We start from the raw sequence: 18181 nt of genomic DNA on the forward strand, positions 1-18181 counted from the left end.
TGGGCGACCCGGCTCACCGGACGCCAACGGGTTTCCCGCGCGCGGGAAACCGGGCCCGGGCGCGGAACCCGGGCCCGGGCGTCAGCTTCCTTGCTGCTCGTGTGTCAGATGGAGCTCGGGGCCCACCCCGTCCGCGCCGCGTACGGCGAGCGGGGCGGACGCGGGTCCGTAGCCGCCGGCGACGAGGGTGTAGTCGCCCTCCTCGACACCCGTGAACGCGTAGCTGCCGTCCTCGCCGGTGATGCGGGTCGCCACCACGTTGCCCCCGGCGTCGATCAGGGAGACCCGGGCGTCGGCCAACGGCCGCCCGCCGCGCGCCCGTACGGCGCCGCGGACCGCTCCCGAGGGACGCAGTACGACGTCGTACCGTCCGGCCGCCCGCGCCCCCGAGGCACTCGCGCGCGGGCCCGCGGGGCGCGGGGCGGGGGCGGCGAAGGGGACGGCCTTGGGGTGGTGGCCCGGCGCCGAGCCGACGAGGACGTATCCGGCCGTGGTCTGGTCGTCCGCGGGCAGCCGTACCGCGTACGCGCCGTCCTGCCCGGCCTGCGCGCGGCCCAGTTGGCGTCCGCCGTGGTCGACGAGTGTCACGGTGGCGCCGGGCTGCGGTTCCCCGTCCGCGCCGAGCACGTATCCGCGCAGCAGCGTCCCGTCGTCCTCCGTGGGCATCATCGTCGCCGCGAGTGCCGCCGCCGCGCCGGACGCCGTGGTCGTGCGGCGGGTCTCCCCGCGGGCGCCCGGACTGCCCTGAATGTCCTGCTCGTTCGATGGTGCCCCGGTACGTTCCGCGTCGCGGCCGGCCGCGGGCCGCTGTGTCCGCCCGGGCAGGAAGAAGGCGATGAGCAGTCCGACCAGCGCGGCGCCGGCCGCGATCAGGAAGGCGGTGCGGAAGCCGTCCAGGTTCGGCACCTGCCGGCCGCCGAGCGGCGTGGTCATGTTGGCCAGCACCACGCCGATGACCGCGCTGGAGGTGGAGGTGCCGATGGAACGCATCAGCGTGTTCAGCCCGTTGGCGGCGCCGGACTCGGACGGGTCGACAGCGCCGATGATCAGCGCGGGCATGGAGGAGTACGCGATGCCGATGCCGATGCCGACCAGCACGGCGGTGATGACGACCTGCCACACGGTGTCCATCAGCAGCATGCCGAGCAGGTACGCGACGGCGAGCAGCACGAGTCCCGTCATCAGCGACGTCTTGGGGCCGCGCGCCGCGGACAGTTTCGCCGACAGGGAGGACACGGCCATCATGGCGACGCCCATGGGCGCGACGCACAGGCCGGCCACGACCATCGACTGGCCGAGCCCGTACCCGGTCGCCGTGGGCAGCTGCAGCAGCTGCGGCAGCACGAGGGTGAGCGCGTAGAAGGCCAGCCCGACGGCGATGGAGGCGAGGTTGGTCAGCAGCACCTGGCGGCGTGCGGTGGTGCGCAGGTCGACCAGCGGGTCCCTGGTGCGCAGTTCGAAGACGCCCCACAGCAGGAAGATGACGACGGCGGCGCCCAGCAGGCCCAGCGTCTTGCCGCTGCCCCAGCCCCAGTCGCCGCCCTTGGAGACGGGCAGCAGCAGGGCGACCAGACCGGCGGACAGGCCGATGGCGCCCAGGACGTCGAAGCGTCCCTTCGTACGGAACCGGGACTCCGGTACGAGGAACCGCACCAGCAGCATGGCGACCGCGCCGAGCCCCGCCGCGCCGAAGAACAGCGCGTGCCAGTCGGTGGACTGCGCCACGTAGGCGGCGAGCGGCATGCCGAGCGCGCCGCCCACGCCGAGCGAGGAGCTCATGAACGCCATGGCGGAGCCGAGCCGTTCGGGCGGCAGTTCGTCCCGCATGATGCCGATGCCGAGCGGGATGGCGCCCATGGCGAAGCCCTGCAGGGCGCGCCCGGCGACCATCGGTATCAGCGACGACGTGAAGCCGCACACGAGTGAGCCGAGCACCATCATGCCGAGGCTGACGAGGATGAAGCGCCGTTTGCCGAACAGGTCGCCCAGCCGCCCCATGATGGGGGTGGCGACGGCGCCGGACAGCAGGGTGGCGGTGATGACCCAGGCGGCGTTGGACGTCGGCGTGGACAGCAGTTGGGGCAGTTTGGCGACGACCGGCACCAGCAGCGTCTGCATGACGGCGACGGAGATGCCGCCGAAGGCGAGGACGGGGACGACTGCGCGGCCGGCCCGCGGCCCGGGCGCACCGGTCTCCGCGGCGGCCGTTCCGTCCGCGCCGTAGTCGCCGGCGGTGCCGCCCCTGCCCGGCGCTCCGGCGGTGGCCTGCGCTGACGGGCGGGCGGGGGATGTCGGCGTGGCGGTCGGGGCGGCGGTGTTCGCCTCGGGCATGCGCGGGGCCTCCGGGGGCAGGAACGGTCGGGAACTGATGGATGCAGCGTACAAACGAACCTGCCGCACGCTCCCGGGTATTCCCGCCGGCCCCGCCCGTCACCGAACGTTCACCGGGGCTCTCACCCCGGCGCCCGCACGCTCCGACCGGCTCCGCAGGTCAGCGCGATGAGCCGCAGGAAGTCCTCCGCCTGCCACGCGCCGCGGCCCACGAACAGCCCGTTCACGTGCGGGACTTCGAGCAGTCCGGCGGCGTTCCCCCGGTGCACCGACCCGCCGTACAGGAGCGCAGGGCCCTCGTCGCCCCAGCGTGCGCGCAGGCCGGCGAAGACCGGCGCGATGTCCTCCGGGCGCGGTTCCCTGCCGCCCTCGCCGATCGCCCACACCGGTTCGTAGGCGATGAGCACATGCTGCAACGCGTCGTCCGGCAGTCCGTCCAGGGCCGCCTCGGTCTGCGCCCGTACGTACGCGACGGAGCGGCCCGCCGTCCGTATGTCGTCGCTCTCCCCCACGCACAGCAGGGGCCGCAGTCCGTGCCGCAGGGTCGCCGCGACCTTCAGCCGGACGGTGGCGTCGGTGTCCCCGAAGTGGGCGCGCCGCTCCGAGTGCCCGATCTCCACCAGACCGGCGCCCGCGTCGGCCACTTGGGGAACGGATATCTCACCGGTCCACGCCCCGGCGTCCTCCCAGTGCGCGTTCTGCGCGCCGACGAGGACGGGGCTGTCGTCGCCCAGCGCGGCCACGACGGCACTCAGGGAGGTGGCCGGCGGGACGACGAACGGGCGCGCGCCGGACGGCGGGTCCGTCGCGAGGGCCTCGCGCAGGACGGTGGCGTACGCGACGGCCTCGGCGCGGGTCTTGGTCATCTTGAAGCTGGTGCCGATCCAGCGCATCAGCACCCGCCCGCCGCACTGCCCGCGCCGCCCTGTGACCCGGTGCCGTCGTACACGCGGACAGCGCCGTCGTACGCGCGGATCGCGTCCACCTTGGGGGCCGAGGAGGACCGCGGGTCGAAGCTGTACGTCAGCCACTCGCGGGCCAGCCTGCGTGCCAGCTCCAGGCCGATGACACGCTGACCGAGGCACAGCACCTGCGCGTCGTTCGACAGGACGGCCCGCTCCACGGAGAACGAGTCGTGCGCGGTGACGGCCCGGACACCCGGCACCTTGTTGGCGGAGATGGCGACCCCCAGACCGGTGCCGCACACGAGCAGGGCGCGGTCGGCGCTGCCGTCGGCGATCTGCCGCGCGGCGGCGACGGCCACGTGCGGATAGGCGGTGTCCTCTTCCGAGGTCACTCCCATGTCCCGTACGTCCGCGACCAGTTCGCTGTTCATCAGGTCCTGCTTGAGCGCTTCCTTGTAGTCGTATCCGGCGCTGTCGCTGCCGACGACGAGGCGCAGCGCGGCCGTACGCGGCGTCATACGGGCGCCTCCTCTCCGTGCTGCCGTGCGGTGAGCGCCGAGGCGATCAGGGCGAAGGAGACGGCGCCGGCGTCCGGGGTGCCGACGCTGCGCTCCCCGTGGGTGCGGGCCCGGCCGAGGCGCGCGGTGAGCCGCGCCGTGTCCTCCGCCGCGCGGGAGGCCACTTCGGCCGCGCCCGCCCAGTCCGTACGCCCGCCGGCCGGCCCGTCCGTACGCCCGCCGTTTCGTCCGTCGCCCCGTGCGGCGGCGAGTCCCGCTTCCAGGTGCTCGACGAAGGGCACGGCCGCGTCGACGACCGTCTTGTCGCCCGGCCGTGCCCCGCCCAGCCGCAGTACGGCCTCAACTCCCGCCCGTACGGCGCGCACCGACTCGTCCGCGCCCACGGGTTCCTCGTCGCCGAGCACCCTTCCGGCCGCCGTGAGGGCCGCGCCCCACAGGGCTCCCGAGGTGCCGCCGGCCCGCTCGGACCATGCCTCACCGGCCCGTACCAGCAGGGACTTGGCGCCGGCTCCGGCGTTCAGTGCCGACTCCGCCGCCTCGGCCGCGGCCGCCGCACCGCGCCGCATGCCGATCCCGTGGTCGCCGTCGCCGGCCACCGCGTCGATGTCGCCCAGCCGCTGTTCGTGCTCGGCGACCGTCACCGCGACGGCGCGCAGTCCGCGCGCGAGCTGCCGGGCGGCCTCCCGCGATGCGGGGCTGCCGGGCTCGACTGCCGTACTGCGCGGGGCCGTCAGGTCGTCGGTGCGCTGTGCGGGCAGCCGTACGGCGCCGCGCTGGAAGGCCGGGCTGAGGGCGGGTGCCGCCCAGTGCGCGGCGAGTTCGTCGTCGAGGAAGGTCAGCGTGAGCGAGAGGCCCGCCATGTCGAGGCTGGTGACCTGTTCGCCGACGACAGGGTGGAAGGGTTCGAGACCGGCGGCGCGCAGTCTGGCGGCGACGCGGCCGTACACGACGTACAGCTCCTCGTACTTGGTGGCGCCCAGGCCGTTCAGCAGAACGGCCACCCTGTCGTCGCCGGGGTCCGCGGGACGGTCGGCGAGCAGTCCGTCCACGAGCAGATCGGCCACCGTGTCGGCGTCGGCCGTCTCCCGTTCGGAGATGCCCGGTTCGCCGTGGATGCCGAGACCGAGCGCCATCCTGCCGTCCGCCACGGTGAACAGCGGCTTGGCGGCGCCGGGCAGGGTGCAGCCGCCGAAGGCGACACCGAGCGAACGGGTCGCGGCGTTGGCCCGCCGTCCGGCCGCCTCCACCGCGTCCAGATCCCCGCCGCCCTCCGCCACGGCGCCCATCACCTTGATGACGGGCAGATCGCCCGCGATACCGCGGCGCTCCTCCAACTCGCGGGCGGACGCGATGTCGTCGGTGACGGGCAGCACGCGCACGTCAGTCCCTTCGGCGCGCAGCTGTTCCGCCGCCTGACCGAAGTGCAGTACGTCGCCCGCGTAGTTGCCGAAGGCGAAGAGCACGCCGCCGCCCGTGTCGGCGGCGCGCGCCACCGAGCAGATCTGCGAGGCGGACGGGGAGGCGAAGATGTTGCCGCAGGCAGCGCCGTGCGCCAGGCCGGGGCCCACCCATCCGGCGAAGGCCGGATAGTGGCCGCTGCCGCCGCCGATGACGAGGGCCGGCTGTCCCGGAGGGCTGACGGTGGCCCGTACGACACCGCCGTGCACGGCGGTCACCTGGCCGGCGTGTGCCGCGGCGAATCCGGCGACGGCCTCGTCCGCGAACTTCTGCGGGTCGTTGTGCAGCGGGCCCATCACGCACTCTCCTGCCGTGCGGCGAGCTCGCCGTCCTGCCGCGCCGCGAGTTTGGCGGCCAGGATGCGGCGCAGATAGTCGCGGTTGGACGCGGAGACGCTCAGTCCGTCGCCGCCGTAGTGCTCGACGCACAGCGGTCCGGTGAAGCCCGACTCCAGCGCGATCTCCATGGCGCGGCGGTAGTTGATGAAACCGGACTCGCAGGGCGCGGGCACGGCGAAGTAGGCGCCGGTGTGCGGGTCGAAGTCGCGGTGGTAGTTCTTGATGTGCCAGTAGTTGGCGTGCGGGAGGGTGGCGCGCATCAGCTCCTCCCAGTCCTCCACGGGCCGGTGCAGCCGGACGAGGTTGCCGATGTCCGGGTTGAGGCCGACGGTGTCCGGCATGCCGATGTCCTCCACCAGCCGGACGGCGCTCTCGCCGGTGCCCAGGTAGGTGTCCTCGTACATCTCCAGGGACAGGGCGATGCCCTGGTCCGCCGCGCGCACGCCGAGCGTCCGCAGCCGTTCGACGGCCAGCCCCCACGTACGGGAGTCCCCTGCGGGGTCGGTGGCGCCGGGCTCCGTCCAGAACCACAGGGCCGCCCGCTGCGCCGGGGTCAGCGCGCGGTGCAGCCCGACGGACACCACGGGGATGCCGAGCGCGGCGGCGGCGTCGACGGTGCGCAGCAGATAGCCGAGGTGCTCCCGCGCGGCGTCCGGGTCGGGGTCGATGACGCTGCGCCGGACCGCGGAGACCGCCGTCACGCCGAGCCCGGACTCCTTGAGCGTGCGGCCCAGTTCGGCCAGCCGCTCGGCCGGCAGGTCGCCGGGGCGCAGCCAGCTGTCGGTCAGGTCCACATGGTCGAAACCGGCGTCGGCGACCTCGCGGAACACTCCCGCCCAGTGGGCGGAGGGCGCTTCGTTGACAGCCGTGCCGTCCGGTGTGCTCCCGGGGAACTGCAGCAGGGCGGCGCCGATGGGCCAGTCGCGCGCGCCGGGCGGCGGGGACATCACGGGGTGGGACATCGCGGTGTGGGACATCGTCGTCTCCGTTACGTATGTCTGGTCCATTGCGCAGGACTGGCAGCCGAGCTGCCGTACTGGGCTCGGCATCGTGGATCGTATAGGATCTATCCCATCGGCAACAGGGCCTGCACGCACGGCCCCTGAGCTAATCTGGACAGCTATGACCACGCGGAAGAAGACGTCCGTGGTGCCCCGCCAGGCACTTCGCGACGGTGTGTACGAAGCGCTCCTGGAGAAGCTGCTGGACGGTTCCATGCCGCCCGGCGCGGCACTCGGCATCGACTCGCTCTCCCGCGAACTGGGCGTCTCCCAGACGCCGGTGCGCGAGGCCCTCGTGCAGATGGAGCACACAGGGCTGGTCAGCCGGGTCGCGCTGAAGGGGTACCGGGTGGCGCCCCCGCTGTCCTCGCGCCAGCTGGCCGAACTGCACGACGCGCGCAGCATGCTGGAGGCCACGGCCATCGAGCGGGCCGTGCCCCACACCGACGAGCTGCTGCCCGAACTGCGCGCCGCCCACGCGCAGCACGTCCTGGCCGCCCATCGCGTACGCAAGCTGCGGGGCGGCGAAGGCCCCCCGACCGACCACTCGGACCTGCGCGAATACTTCCAGGCCGACTGGGAGTTCCACCTCACGATCATCCGCGCCGCGGAGAACCACTTCCTGGTGCAGATGGCCGAGACCCTCAGCGCCCATGTGCACCGCATGCGGCAGACCGTGGACCACGGCACCTTCGACATCGACCAGGCCGTCGCCGAACACGCCGCGGTGCTGGCCGCGTTCGAGTCCGGCGACCCGGCGGCGCCCGCCCGCGCCATGCGCGCCCACCTCACCGGGGTGGCCCAGCGCTCCGTCGAGGACGCGTAAGCGCCCCCGCGGGGAAGCCGGGTGCGCCTGCTCGGGTGCCACCTGAGCGGGTTGCGCGGCCGCCGGCCCGCGTATGGCCGGTTCTGCGCAGTTCCCCGCGCCCCTTTTTCAGACCCGCTCCCCTTACGGGGACCCCTGCCCCAACCCCCCTTTCCGTACCGGCCTCTTGCCACATCGGCGGGCGCGCTCTACGTTCCCGATATCCCATAGGATCCACGATGCCGTGAGAAGGTCGACGATGACGTCACCGATGCGCACGCCACCGCTGCTCGCGCTCACCGGCGCGGCAGCCCTCGTCCTCACCGCCGGCTGCGCGCCCGGCGCGCTGATGAACGCGAAGAAGGTCCCCGCCGACTGGACGCCCCGCGGCTCGGTGTCCGCGATGGTCGCGTTCGCGCCCGGCGGCGGCAGCGACACCTCGGCCCGGGTGATGGCCCAGGGCCTGAACGGGCTCGACGCCGGCTACAACGTCAACGTCGAGAACAAGGAGGGCGGTTCGGGCGCCGTCGGCTGGTCCACCTTCCTGTCGGAGAAGGGCAACGGCAACGCCCTGCTCGTCGCCGAGACCGCGCTGAACACCCTGCCGCTCGTCTACGACGTGCCGTTCACGTACAAGTCGTTCACCCCGCTGGTCATGTTCGCCAAGGACTCGCGGGTCGTGGTGGCCCGCAAGGACTCTCCGTACAACTCCTGCACGGACGTCGTCGAAGCCGGCAAGAAGGACCGTGTCGTCACCGGGTCCAGCGGCAAGACCGGCGCCGACGCGCTGGTCGCCGCCGAACTCCGGCAGGAGGGCGGCACGTTCCGCACCGTTCCGTACGAGTCCTCCGGCGAGGTGCTCACCGGACTGCTGGGCAAACAGATCGACATCGCGCCCTCCAGCGCGTCCGCCGCCAAGCCGTATCTGGACAGCGGCGACATGAAGGCGCTCTGCACCCTCTCCGCGAAGCGCTATACGGACCCGTCGCTGCGGAAGGTGCCCACCGCGCGCGAGCAGGGCATGGACGCGCAAGTCACCGTGTGGCGCGGCGTGTTCGCGCCTGCGGACATCGATCCGGCGCAGCGCAAGTACTGGATCAAGGACCTGCACCGGGCGATGAAATCGAAGGCGTACCGCGACTATCTGAAGTCGGACATGCTCATCCCGGCCGACGTCAGCGGCCAGGACTTCGCCCGCTATCTCGACCGATACGACGCGCAGATGCGGGGGATCTTCAAGTGAGCCGCACTGCCCGAACGGAACGCACCGCCCGAACGGAACGCACCGCCCGAACGACCCGCACCGGCACACAGGTCCGCCGCCCCGTCGTCCTCGCCTACGGCGTACTCGCCGCCACCGGCGCGGTGTTCTTCGCCGGTTCCTTCTTCTACCCCTGGTCCAACCCCGAGGACGGCACGGTGGGCCCCAGCGTGCTGCCCCGCGTCGCCGGCCTCGCGCTGCTCGTCCTCGGACTGCTGCTGGTCCGTCAGGAGCTGCGCACCGGCACCGCGTTGGAGGGCGACGGCTACGTCACCGAGGAGGCGGAGCACACCGCCGAGGAGACGCGCGCCATCCGCGTCAAACTGCTCGTGGTCGTCGGCACGATGGTCGTCACCGCGCTGCTCATCCCGTTCCTGGGGCTGCTGCCCGCGCTCACGCTGATGACGCTGTTCCTGTGCACGTACGTCGAGCGGCAGCCGCTCGGCCGCTCGCTGCTGGTGACCGTCCTGACGTTCGCCGTCGCCTATCTGCTGTTCATCGTCCTGCTGCGGGTCCCGCTGCCGTTCGGACTCTTCGACCCGACGGTCTGGAGCGCACTGTGATCGACAACATCGTCACCGGCTTCGACGCCGCGCTCAGCGCGCAGAACCTGCTCTGGTGCTTCGTCGGCGTGCTGCTCGGCACCGTCATCGGCATTCTGCCGGGCCTCGGTTCGGCCACCGGCGTCGCCATCCTCATCCCGGTCACCCTCACCTTCAGCCCGCTCACGGCGCTCATCATGCTCGCCGGGATCTATCACGGGGCGCAGTTCGGGGCGACCATCACCGCGATCCTCATCGCCACCCCCGGCGAGGCGTCCTCGGTGGTCTCCACCCTGGACGGCTACCGCATGGCGCGGCAGGGCAGAGCGGGTCCCGCGCTGGCGATCTCCGCGCTCGGCGCGTTCGTCTCCGCGATGGCCTCGCTGCTCGTCCTCGTCGCCGTGGCGCCGTTCTTCGCGAAGCTCGCCCTGGACTTCGGGCCGCCCGAGATGCTCGCCGTGATGATCCTCGGCCTGTGCACCATCGTGGTGTTCTCCGGCCGCAATCTGCTGCTCGGGCTCTCCCTGGGGCTGCTCGGTGTCCTCATCGCCTGTATCGGCGTCGACGTCGGCTCCGGCACCCCGCGCTACACGTTCGGCCAGATCGACCTGTTCGGCGGCGTGCCGTTCGTCGAGGTGATGATCGGGCTCTTCGCCATCGGCGAGCTGCTGAACCAGCTGCACGTCGGCATGGCCGAGCCCATCCGCGCCCGCTTCCGCGATCTCCTGCTCACCAAGGAGGACTTGAAGCGCTCCGTGGCACCGACCGCGCGCGGCACTGTCGTCGGTTTCCTGCTCGGCTGTCTGCCGGGCGCCGGGACGACGCTCGCGTCCTTCATGGCGTACGGCGCGGAGAAGCGCTTCTCCAAGAACCGCGAGAAGCTCGGCAGCGGCGCCATCGAGGGCGTCGTCGCGCCGGACGCGGCCACCAACTCCGCCTCCAACGCCAACTTCGTGCCCACCCTCGTGCTCGGCGTCCCCGGCGGCGCGACGACGGCGGTCCTGCTCGGCGCGTTCCTCATCTACGGCATCCAGCCGGGCCCGCTGCTCTTCGAGAACCAGCCCGACCTCGTGTGGGGCCTGCTGGTGTCGTTCTTCATCGGCAATGTGATCCTGCTGATCCTCAACCTGCCGATGGCCCCGGTCTTCGCCCAACTCCTGCGCCTGCGGTACGCGTTCCTGTACCCGCTCATCATCGTGACCAGCCTGCTCGGGGCCTACTCGGTCAAGAACAGCATGTTCAGCATCTGGATCGTGCTGTTCTTCGGCCTCGTCGGCTACGCCATGAAGCGGCTCAACTTCCCCGTCGCGCCGCTGGTGCTGGGCCTGGTCATCGGCCCGCTCTTCGAGAAGTCGCTCGTCCAGACCTCGGCCCTCGCCGGGGACGACGGGATGGGCCTCACGCTGCTGCGCAGCCCCTCCGCCGTGGTCATCCTCGCGCTGGCCGTCGCGCTGGTGGCGGGCCCGCCCCTCACGCGGCTGCTGCGCCGCGGCCGTACGCCCCGGCCGCCGCAGGCCGGCGCACCCGTCCCGGCACAGGGCCCGCACCCCGATCAGGACGGCGAAGCCCGTACGTCCGGGCACCCCGCCCCCTCGGACGCGGAAGCGGAAGCGGATCAAGACCCCTCCGCCGGCTCCCCCTCACCGACCTCGTCCTCGACCTCCTCGTCCTCCTCCTCGACCGAGAGGCCCTCATGACCACTTCGGCTCCCCTCCCCCGCGTCGCCGTCACCCTCGGCGACCCCGCCGGCATCGGCCCCGAGCTCGTCGCGCGGCTGCTCTCCGACCCGGAGAACACCGCGGCGGCCGACATCCTCCTCATCTCCGACGCGCAGGAACTGGCCGGCGCCGCACAGGACGCCGGTACGGAGATCCCGCACACCACCGACCCGGAGGAGGCCCGCGCCCGGCACCTGCCCCTGCTGCACGACACCGGGGTACGCCGGCCGGCCGCGCCCTTCGAGCGGCGCGCGGCCACCGAGGCCGGCGGCCGCTGGGCCCTCGACCGCCTCAAGACCGCCCTCGACCTGGCCAAGGCGGGCGAGGTGGACGCGATCCTCTTCGCCCCGCTCAACAAGTCGTCGCTGCACCTCGCGGGCCTCGCCGAGAACGACGAACTGCGCTGGTTCGAGGTCGAATTGGGCGTCGAGTCCCTCACCTCGGAGCTCAACGTCCTGCCGGGCCGCCTCTGGACGGCCCGCGTCACCTCACATGTGTCGATCGCCGAGGTAGACGCGGGCATCACCCGCGAGCGGGTCACCGAAGCGGGCCGCCTCCTGCACACCGTCCTGCGGGACGCGGGAATCGACCGGCCTCGTATCGGTGTCTGCGCGCTGAATCCGCACGCCGGGGAGAACGGCCGCTTCGGCCGGCACGAGATCGACATCATCGCGCCCGCGGTCGACGGCATGATCGCCCAAGGACTCGACGCGCAGGGCCCGTTCCCGTCCGACACCATCTTCCTGCGCGCCCGGGCGGGCGAGTTCGACGGCGTGCTGACGATGTACCACGACCAGGGTCAGATCGCGATGAAACTGATGGGCTTCGACGGCGGCGTCACCATCGCCGGCGGCCTCCCCGTCCCCATCTGCACCCCGGCACACGGCACGGCCTTCGACCTGGTCGGCAAACAGAAGGCCACCACAGGCTCCCTCCAGAACGCCTTCACCCTCGCCTGCCGCCTCACCGGCCGGAACCACGCCGCCGCCTGACAGACGGGAGACGGGCCCGCCGCTCCACAGCGGCGGACCCGTCTCCCGTAAGGCCCGAAGGCGTCAGCCCTCCTGCGGTTCCAGGCGCAGGGAGAGGGAGTTGATGCAGTAGCGCTGGTCCGTGGGGGTCTGGTAGCCCTCGCCCTCGAAGACGTGGCCCAGGTGGGAGCCGCAGGAGGCGCAGCGCACCTCGGTGCGGACCATGCCCATGGAGGTGTCCTGGATCAGCTCGACCGCGTCGGAGTCCGACGGGTCGTAGAAGCTGGGCCAGCCGCAGTGCGACTCGAACTTCGTGGTGGAACGGAAGAGTTCCACACCGCAGGCCCGGCAGTTGTAGACGCCGGTGGTCACCGTGTCGGTGTACTCGCCGGTGAAGGGGCGTTCCGTGCCCGCCTCACGCAGGACGTGGTACTCCTCCGGGCTCAGCTCCGCGCGCCACTGCTCTTCCGGCTTGTCCTTCTCGTACGCCATGCGTCCGCCTTGCCCTTCTGCTACTTGTCTTCCGACAGGCGGGCGAGGATGTCCGGCCCCAGGTCGGTGACATCTCCCGCGCCCATGGTGAGAACGAAATCACCGGGCCGCGCCATTCCGGCCACCAGCTCCGGGGCGCTCTCCCGGGACGTGGCGTGCCGCACGTCGGCACCCGCCGCGCGCGCCGCGTCGACGATGAGATCGCTGGTCACACCGGGGACCGGGTCCTCGCGGGCCGGGTAGATGCCGAGCACGGCGGAGGCGTCGGCCAGCGCCAGGGCCTCGCCCATCTCCGTGCCCAGTTCCTGGGTGCGGCTGAAGAGGTGCGGCTGGAACAGCACCAGGATCCGCCCCTCGCCCGCGCCGCCGCGGATGGCCTCCAGGTCGGCGGTCATCTCGGTCGGGTGGTGCGCGTACGAGTCGATGACCTGGACGCCCCGCTCCTCGCCCTTGAGCTGGAGGCGGCGCCGCACACCGGTGTACGTGCCGAGCGCGGTGGCCAGTTCACCGGCGGGCACGTCCATGGCGGCGCCTGCGGTGAGAGCGGCGACGGCGTTGTGCGCGTAGTGGCTGCCGGGCACGGAGACGCCGAACGTGAGCTCGTTGCCGTCCGCCAGACGGACCGTCACCTCGCTGGCGAGGCCCTGCGGCACGACCTTGAGCACGCGGACGTCGGCGTCCTCGGCCGCTCCGTAGGTGAGGACGCGCGGGCCGCCGCGCTCGCGGAGCCTGCCGGTCAGCTCGCGGGCGCCCGCGTGGTCGGCGGAGATCACGAGGGTGCCGCCCTCGCGGATCCGCCCGGCGAAGATCTCGAAGGACTCGTAGATCTCGTCCATCGAGGCGTAGTTGGCGTGGTGGTCCAGCTCCACGTTGAGCACGATCGCCACCTCGGGCGCGTACTTGTGGAAGCTGCGGTCGCTCTCGTCCGCCTCCGCGACGAAGATCTCGCCGATGCCGTGGTGCGCGTTCGACCCGGGCTCGTCGAGGTCGCCGCCGATCGCGTACGAGGGGTCGAGGCCGAGCGCAGCGAGGCTGACGGCGAGCATCGAGGTGGTGGTCGTCTTGCCGTGTGTGCCGGCGACGGCCAGCGGCCGCAGGCCGTCCATCAGCGCGGCCAGCGCGTCGGAGCGGTGCACGACGGGCAGCCCGCGCGAAGTGGCCTCGGCCAGCTCGGGGTTGTCGTCGCGGATGGCGCTGGACACGACGACGGAGGTGGCGTCCTGCGCGAGGTGCCCGGCCTCGTGCCCGATGTGCACGGTCACGCCCAGGCCGCGCAGTGCCGTCACTGTCGTCGACTCGCGCGCGTCGCTGCCCGCCACGTGCGCCCCGCGCTGCGCGAGGATCTTGGCGATGCCCGACATGCCCGCACCGCCGATGCCGATGAAGTGCGGCCGCTCCAGCGCGGGCGGGACGCTGCCACGGGACCGGGCGGAGGGGTCGGACGGGGCTGCTGCCATGCGGTGACTCCAGGACTCTTCACGTACGAATGCGCCGCCCCAACCTTATGCGGTGGGACGGACAGCGGGCCCCGGGGCCCGCACCGGCAGGGGCGCGGGGAACCGCGCGAACCCGGCCGCGCGACGGACCGCGGCCGCCCGCCCGCGCCCGGAGGCACGCGACGCGGAACACCCGGCACCCGCGGGGAGCGGAGGCCGGGGAGCGGTCAGTCGGTGTGCGCGAACAGCTTGAGAACCGGAACGCCGACCTTGTGCCGGGCGCGCGAGGCCCAGTCGCGGTGGAAGAACTCCTCCACCAGGTGCGGCGCGGTCAGCACGATGACCTCGTCCGCTGCCGACTCCTCGACGACGGACTTGAGCAGGTCGAGCGGGTGCTCGGAGATCACCTGGCCCACCGCTTCGGCGCCGGTTTCGCGGAGCACCTTGAGCGAGTGCTCCAGCGCCTTCTCGGCGGGCTTCATCGCCTCGCCGCCCTCGGGTTCGTCCGCCTCCTCGACGGCGCTCTCCAACTCGCCGAGCGCCACGTCGTCGAGGGCGCGCAGCAGCCGGTCCTGGTCGCCGCGAGGCTGCATCAGCACGACAAAGGAGACATGTTCGTCACCGTGCAGGGTGGTGACGAGCTCCACGTCGGCGGACACCAGCGGCTTCTCGATCATCAACACGGTCGTGAACACGACGGGTGCCCTTCTTCCATGCGGGGCCGGAGCCCCGACAGAAACCATCCTGCCCCGGGTACGCACGGGGCCTGCGCCTGTCAGTCTGCCCAACAGAGGTTAAGCGGAACGTCTCATTCCGATCATTGTCAGCTCCGACGGTATCGGGTGAAGAGAAAACCGGCCTCCTCCAGTACCCCTTCAAGTCGCATGGTCACCGGCACTTCGACGCCCGTCCCGTTCACAATGCGCGCAGCGTCACCCGAAGTCAGGCGCGGGGCAAGGGTCATACACAGTTCGTCCAGCGCACCGGCGGTGACGAACTGTCCGAGCAGCCGGGGTCCGCCCTCCGTCAGCAGCCGCCGCAGACCGCGCTCCGCGAGGGCGCCAGGCACCCGCGCCGGATCGACCACGGCGCCCGATCCGGCGAACACCACCTCGGCGCCGGACTGCTGGGCGGCAGCCACCCTGTCCGCGGGTGCCGCGGCCCCGGTGACCACCAGCGTCGGCACGAGCGGAGCGGTGAACAGCGGGAGCGTGAAGTCGAGATCGAGACTCGCGCTCACCACGGCGATGGCCGGCGCGGGCCCCTGACCTGCCGCGGCGCGCCGCTCCGCGAAGGCGTCGCGGGCGCGTGCGGGGCGGTATCCCTCCTGGCGCACGGTCTGCGCGCCGACCACGACCGCGTCCGCAAGACCGCGCAGTACGCCGAAGATCCGCATGTCCGCCTCCGAGGACAGCGGCTGCGAACGCCCGTCGTGGTGGGCGGCACCGTCGAGCGAGGAGACCATGTTCGCGCGCAGCCAGGACCCGCCCGCTTCGGTACGGCCCGTACGCGGATAGGCGTAGACGTCGGCCAGCTCGTCGATGCTCCACTGTCCGGAGTGACCGGTTCCGGACTCCGTGACCGGGGAGTCAGATGGGCCGGAAGTGTTCGAAGTGGTGTTTGTGCGAGATGCCTGGGATGCGCTGGATGGGAACAGACGTTGCATGCAGCGCAGTGTGGCACGGAGCACGGTCCGACCGGTGCAGGACAGCGGGCATCTACCATGAGAGGCGTGTCGACCTCCCCTGCCGCGATATCCGATTCCGCCGAGACCGTTCCGCTCTCCCTGTGCGCCCGCGAACCCCACGTGCCGGCCGAGCAGCTCGTGGCCGAGATGGTGCCGCCGCCGCGCTTCCAGGGGGCCCGCTTCGATACGTACATACCGGACCCGCAGCAGCCCAGCCAGGCCGAGGCCGTGCGTGTGCTGAGCGACTTCGCGGGCGGACTCGGCGGGGCGTCGGCGGCCGGCGGCAAGGGCAGGTCCGGGCTGGCGCGGCTGCTGCGGCGCGAACCGAGGGCGGCGGAGCCGGCGGGGCCGCGCGGCGTCTATCTGGACGGCGGCTACGGCGTCGGCAAGACCCACCTGCTGGCCTCTCTCTGGCATGCCACACCGGCGCCGGCCGAGCTGAAGGCCTTCGGCACGTTCGTGGAGCTGACCAACCTGGTCGGCGCGCTCGGTTTCCAGCAGACCGTGAAGACGCTCTCGGGCCACCGGCTGCTGTGCATCGACGAGTTCGAGCTGGACGACCCCGGTGACACGGTGCTCGTGTCGTCCCTCCTCGCGCGGCTGGTCGAGCACGGTGTGGCACTCGCGGCGACGTCCAACACGCTGCCGGGCAAGCTCGGCGAGGGGCGGTTCGCCGCCGCCGACTTCCTGCGGGAGATACAGGGCCTGTCCGCGCACTTCCGACCGCTGCGGATCGACGGCGAGGACTACCGGCACCGCGGGCTGCCCGAAGCGCCGAAGCCCCGCACGGACGACGACGTCACCAGGACCGCCTACCGTACGGCCGGCGCCTCGCTGGACGACTTCCCGTCCGTGCTGGAGCACCTGTCACAGGTGCACCCGAGCCGGTACGGGGCGCTCACCGACGGCGTGACGGCGGTCTGCCTCACGGGCGTCGAACCGGTGCCGGACCAGTCGACGGCGCTGCGGCTCGTCGTGCTCGCCGACCGGCTGTACGACAGGGAGGTGCCGGTGCTCGCCTCCGGTGTCCCCTTCGACCAGCTGTTCAGCGAGGAGATGCTGAAGGGCGGTTACCGGAAGAAGTACTTCCGCGCGATCTCCCGGCTGACCGCGCTGGCCCGGGACGCCAAGGAGCTCTGACCCCGCTTCCCCGGGCGTCCCGAACGCCTTCAACTCCTGGAGACGCGCGTAGAGTTCGGCACGTCCGCATGCTGTCCGCACGCTTCGTCCCCGTGGTACACACAGCTCGTCACCTGTCCGCCAACAGGGAATTCCAGGGAGCTGGGTATGTCCACGACGCGACGTCAGGTATTGGCACGTTCGGGTGCCGCGGCAGCAGGCATCACGTTCGCCGGCACGATCTCCGAGCTGTTCACGGGGACCGCTGCCGCACAGGGCACGGGCGGGGCGGCCGGTTACGGTCCCCTGGTGCCCGACCCGAAAGGTGTGCTCGACCTCCCGAAGGGGTTCCGCTACCGGATCCTCTCCCGCGAGGGTGATCCGCTCCGGTCCGGAGAGGGCAAGGTGCCCAGCAACGCGGACGGCATGCACGCCTTCGCCGGCTCCAGAGACAACGGTTCGGTGTGGCTCGTGCGCAACCACGAGAACCGGATGGACGGCAAAGTCCCCGTTCCGACGGTGCGGGGCCTCACGTACGACCCCGCGGCCAAGGGCGGCTGTACCGCGCTGGAGGTGAACCACCGCGGCGAAGTGCTGCACGAACAGGTCGCCATCGCGGGCACCTCCACCAACTGCGCGGGCGGGCCCAGCCCTTGGGACACCTGGCTGACCTGCGAGGAGACGGAGTTCAAGGCCGGCGAGCAGGGTCACACCAAGGACCACGGCTTCATCTTCGAGGTCGGCTTCTCCCGGCGGCACCCCACCTCCGTGGAACCGCTGAAGGAGATGGGCCGCTTCCAGCACGAGGCCATCGCCTTCGACTCGCGCACCGGCGCCGTGTACGAGACGGAGGACGCGTTCGAGAAGCCCTTCGGTCTGTTCTACCGCTTCCTGCCCAAGAAGCCGAAGGGCGGCTACGGTTCGCTGCACGCGGGCGGCAGGCTCCAGGCCATGCGGGTGCCCGGGGTGCCCGACCTGTCGGTCGTCCAGGAGCCGGGCAAGAGCTTCAAGGGCATCGAGTGGGTGACCGTCCCCGACCCGCTGGCCAAGGAAACCCCCATCCGTTTCCAGGACTTCGGCAAGGGCGGGATCACGCACGCGCAGAAGCTGGAGGGCTGCTACTGGGGCGGCTCCTGCGTGTACTTCGTCTCCAGCTTCGCCAAGAGCGCGGACGGCTCGAAGGCCGACCACTACGGGCAGATCTGGAAGTACGACCCGCGGCGCAACCTGCTCACCCTCGTCATCGTGTTCGGCCCGGACACAGACCTGCAACTGCCGGGCGAGGAGCCGGACAACATCTGTCTGGCACCCAGCGGCGGCCTGATGGTGTGCGAGGACGGCGAGGGCGCGCAGCACGTCTACGGACTGACCCGCAACGGGAAGGTCTACCCGATGGCGCGCGGACGGCAGAACATCGGCACTCCTGAGAAGCCCGAGTGGGGCGAGTTCGCGGGTGTCACCTTCTCGCCGGACGGCCGGACGATGTTCGTCAACTGCTACAAGCCCGGTACGACGTTCGCCGTCACAGGGCCCTGGCAGCACTGACGTGTGAGGTCCGGCGGGCGGTGTGCCGTGGGGTACGCCGCCCGCCGGATTGTG

The 18181-nt window shown here is 71.9% G+C and carries 16 protein-coding genes; 7 read left to right on the forward strand and 9 right to left on the reverse strand.

Translation table 11 applies throughout. From position 1 onward, the window contains the following. Window positions 1-81: 81 nt before the first annotated feature. The 5 genes from AC3AGO_RS09885 to AC3AGO_RS09905 form a co-directional block, all read right to left on the reverse strand. Window positions 82-2331, reverse strand: a complete 2250-nt coding sequence (locus AC3AGO_RS09885) for an MFS transporter (protein ID WP_487819775.1) — start codon at window positions 2329-2331, stop codon at window positions 82-84. A gap of 122 nt (window positions 2332-2453) precedes the next feature. Further along, a complete protein-coding gene (locus tag AC3AGO_RS09890) occupies window positions 2454-3224 on the reverse strand; it encodes a triose-phosphate isomerase (RefSeq protein ID WP_487819776.1) in 771 nt (256 codons plus the stop codon). Further along, complete coding sequence (locus tag AC3AGO_RS09895; RefSeq protein ID WP_487819777.1) at window positions 3224-3754, reverse strand: ribose-5-phosphate isomerase; 531 nt, start codon at window positions 3752-3754, stop codon at window positions 3224-3226. The genes AC3AGO_RS09890 and AC3AGO_RS09895 overlap by 1 nt, the downstream gene beginning before the upstream one ends. Then, the gene (locus AC3AGO_RS09900; protein WP_487819778.1) at window positions 3751-5508 is read right to left on the reverse strand and encodes a dihydroxyacetone kinase family protein; all 1758 of its coding nucleotides are present in this window, start codon (window positions 5506-5508) and stop codon (window positions 3751-3753) included. Before AC3AGO_RS09900 ends, AC3AGO_RS09895 begins: the two co-directional genes overlap by 4 nt. Beyond that, a complete protein-coding gene (locus AC3AGO_RS09905; protein ID WP_487819779.1) occupies window positions 5508-6527 on the reverse strand; it encodes a sugar phosphate isomerase/epimerase family protein in 1020 nt (339 codons plus the stop codon). The genes AC3AGO_RS09900 and AC3AGO_RS09905 overlap by 1 nt, the downstream gene beginning before the upstream one ends. A 145-nt stretch (window positions 6528-6672) precedes the next feature. Here AC3AGO_RS09905 and AC3AGO_RS09910 point away from each other — a divergent pair, with 145 nt between their 5' ends. The 5 genes from AC3AGO_RS09910 to AC3AGO_RS09930 all read left to right on the forward strand — a co-directional run bounded on the left by AC3AGO_RS09910 (window position 6673) and on the right by AC3AGO_RS09930 (window position 11869). Beyond that, window positions 6673-7377, forward strand: a complete 705-nt coding sequence (locus AC3AGO_RS09910; RefSeq protein ID WP_487819780.1) for a GntR family transcriptional regulator — start codon at window positions 6673-6675, stop codon at window positions 7375-7377. Window positions 7378-7615: 238 nt separating this feature from the next. Then, entirely contained in the window at window positions 7616-8599 is a 984-nt protein-coding gene (locus AC3AGO_RS09915; RefSeq protein ID WP_487819781.1) for a tripartite tricarboxylate transporter substrate binding protein, read from the forward strand. Next, complete coding sequence (locus tag AC3AGO_RS09920) at window positions 8596-9180, forward strand: tripartite tricarboxylate transporter TctB family protein (protein ID WP_487819782.1); 585 nt, start codon at window positions 8596-8598, stop codon at window positions 9178-9180. The genes AC3AGO_RS09915 and AC3AGO_RS09920 overlap by 4 nt, the downstream gene beginning before the upstream one ends. Further along, complete coding sequence (locus AC3AGO_RS09925) at window positions 9177-10856, forward strand: tripartite tricarboxylate transporter permease (RefSeq protein WP_487819783.1); 1680 nt, start codon at window positions 9177-9179, stop codon at window positions 10854-10856. The genes AC3AGO_RS09920 and AC3AGO_RS09925 overlap by 4 nt, the downstream gene beginning before the upstream one ends. Then, entirely contained in the window at window positions 10853-11869 is a 1017-nt protein-coding gene (locus AC3AGO_RS09930) for a 4-hydroxythreonine-4-phosphate dehydrogenase PdxA (protein WP_487819784.1), read from the forward strand. The genes AC3AGO_RS09925 and AC3AGO_RS09930 overlap by 4 nt, the downstream gene beginning before the upstream one ends. Window positions 11870-11932: 63 nt before the next feature. Here the strand turns inward: AC3AGO_RS09930 and msrB are convergent, their stop codons facing one another. The 4 genes from msrB to AC3AGO_RS09950 all read right to left on the reverse strand — a co-directional run bounded on the left by msrB (window position 11933) and on the right by AC3AGO_RS09950 (window position 15442). After that, on the reverse strand, window positions 11933-12340 hold the full coding sequence (gene msrB / locus AC3AGO_RS09935; RefSeq protein WP_487819785.1) for a peptide-methionine (R)-S-oxide reductase MsrB: 408 nt from the start codon (window positions 12338-12340) through the stop codon (window positions 11933-11935). Between the two features lie 20 nt (window positions 12341-12360). After that, window positions 12361-13797, reverse strand: coding sequence for a UDP-N-acetylmuramate--L-alanine ligase (gene murC / locus AC3AGO_RS09940; protein WP_487819786.1), 1437 nt, complete (start codon window positions 13795-13797; stop codon window positions 12361-12363). 206 nt (window positions 13798-14003) lie between these two features. Beyond that, window positions 14004-14471, reverse strand: coding sequence for an indole-3-glycerol phosphate synthase (locus AC3AGO_RS09945; protein ID WP_487819787.1), 468 nt, complete (start codon window positions 14469-14471; stop codon window positions 14004-14006). A gap of 128 nt (window positions 14472-14599) precedes the next feature. Next, window positions 14600-15442, reverse strand: coding sequence for a pyrimidine reductase family protein (locus tag AC3AGO_RS09950; protein ID WP_487819788.1), 843 nt, complete (start codon window positions 15440-15442; stop codon window positions 14600-14602). A 57-nt stretch (window positions 15443-15499) separates the two neighbouring features. Between AC3AGO_RS09950 and zapE the strand changes: the two genes are divergently transcribed. Together zapE and AC3AGO_RS09960 are read left to right on the forward strand one after the other, a co-directional pair. Next, complete coding sequence (gene zapE / locus AC3AGO_RS09955) at window positions 15500-16603, forward strand: cell division protein ZapE (protein ID WP_487819789.1); 1104 nt, start codon at window positions 15500-15502, stop codon at window positions 16601-16603. A gap of 147 nt (window positions 16604-16750) precedes the next feature. Beyond that, window positions 16751-18127 (forward strand): alkaline phosphatase PhoX, encoded by a 1377-nt coding sequence (locus AC3AGO_RS09960; RefSeq protein ID WP_487819790.1) that lies wholly within the window; start codon window positions 16751-16753, stop codon window positions 18125-18127. Window positions 18128-18181: the final 54 nt, after the last annotated feature.

The sequence above is a fragment of the Streptomyces sp. BL1 genome (assembly GCF_057628045.1).

What these genes read in the sequence shown, in the direction of transcription:
- AC3AGO_RS09910 (WP_487819780.1), top strand. Translation starts at nt 6,673, where the DNA reads ATGACCACGCGGAAGAAGACGTCCGTGGTGCCCCGCCAGGCACTTCGC.
- msrB (WP_487819785.1), bottom strand. Translation starts at nt 12,340, where the DNA reads ATGGCGTACGAGAAGGACAAGCCGGAAGAGCAGTGGCGCGCGGAGCTG.
- AC3AGO_RS09950 (WP_487819788.1), bottom strand. Translation starts at nt 15,442, where the DNA reads ATGCAACGTCTGTTCCCATCCAGCGCATCCCAGGCATCTCGCACAAAC.
- AC3AGO_RS09905 (WP_487819779.1), bottom strand. Translation starts at nt 6,527, where the DNA reads ATGTCCCACACCGCGATGTCCCACCCCGTGATGTCCCCGCCGCCCGGC.
- murC (WP_487819786.1), bottom strand. Translation starts at nt 13,797, where the DNA reads ATGGCAGCAGCCCCGTCCGACCCCTCCGCCCGGTCCCGTGGCAGCGTC.
- AC3AGO_RS09915 (WP_487819781.1), top strand. Translation starts at nt 7,616, where the DNA reads ATGACGTCACCGATGCGCACGCCACCGCTGCTCGCGCTCACCGGCGCG.
- AC3AGO_RS09930 (WP_487819784.1), top strand. Translation starts at nt 10,853, where the DNA reads ATGACCACTTCGGCTCCCCTCCCCCGCGTCGCCGTCACCCTCGGCGAC.
- AC3AGO_RS09895 (WP_487819777.1), bottom strand. Translation starts at nt 3,754, where the DNA reads ATGACGCCGCGTACGGCCGCGCTGCGCCTCGTCGTCGGCAGCGACAGC.
- zapE (WP_487819789.1), top strand. Translation starts at nt 15,500, where the DNA reads ATGAGAGGCGTGTCGACCTCCCCTGCCGCGATATCCGATTCCGCCGAG.
- AC3AGO_RS09890 (WP_487819776.1), bottom strand. Translation starts at nt 3,224, where the DNA reads ATGCGCTGGATCGGCACCAGCTTCAAGATGACCAAGACCCGCGCCGAG.
- AC3AGO_RS09900 (WP_487819778.1), bottom strand. Translation starts at nt 5,508, where the DNA reads ATGGGCCCGCTGCACAACGACCCGCAGAAGTTCGCGGACGAGGCCGTC.
- AC3AGO_RS09885 (WP_487819775.1), bottom strand. Translation starts at nt 2,331, where the DNA reads ATGCCCGAGGCGAACACCGCCGCCCCGACCGCCACGCCGACATCCCCC.
- AC3AGO_RS09960 (WP_487819790.1), top strand. Translation starts at nt 16,751, where the DNA reads ATGTCCACGACGCGACGTCAGGTATTGGCACGTTCGGGTGCCGCGGCA.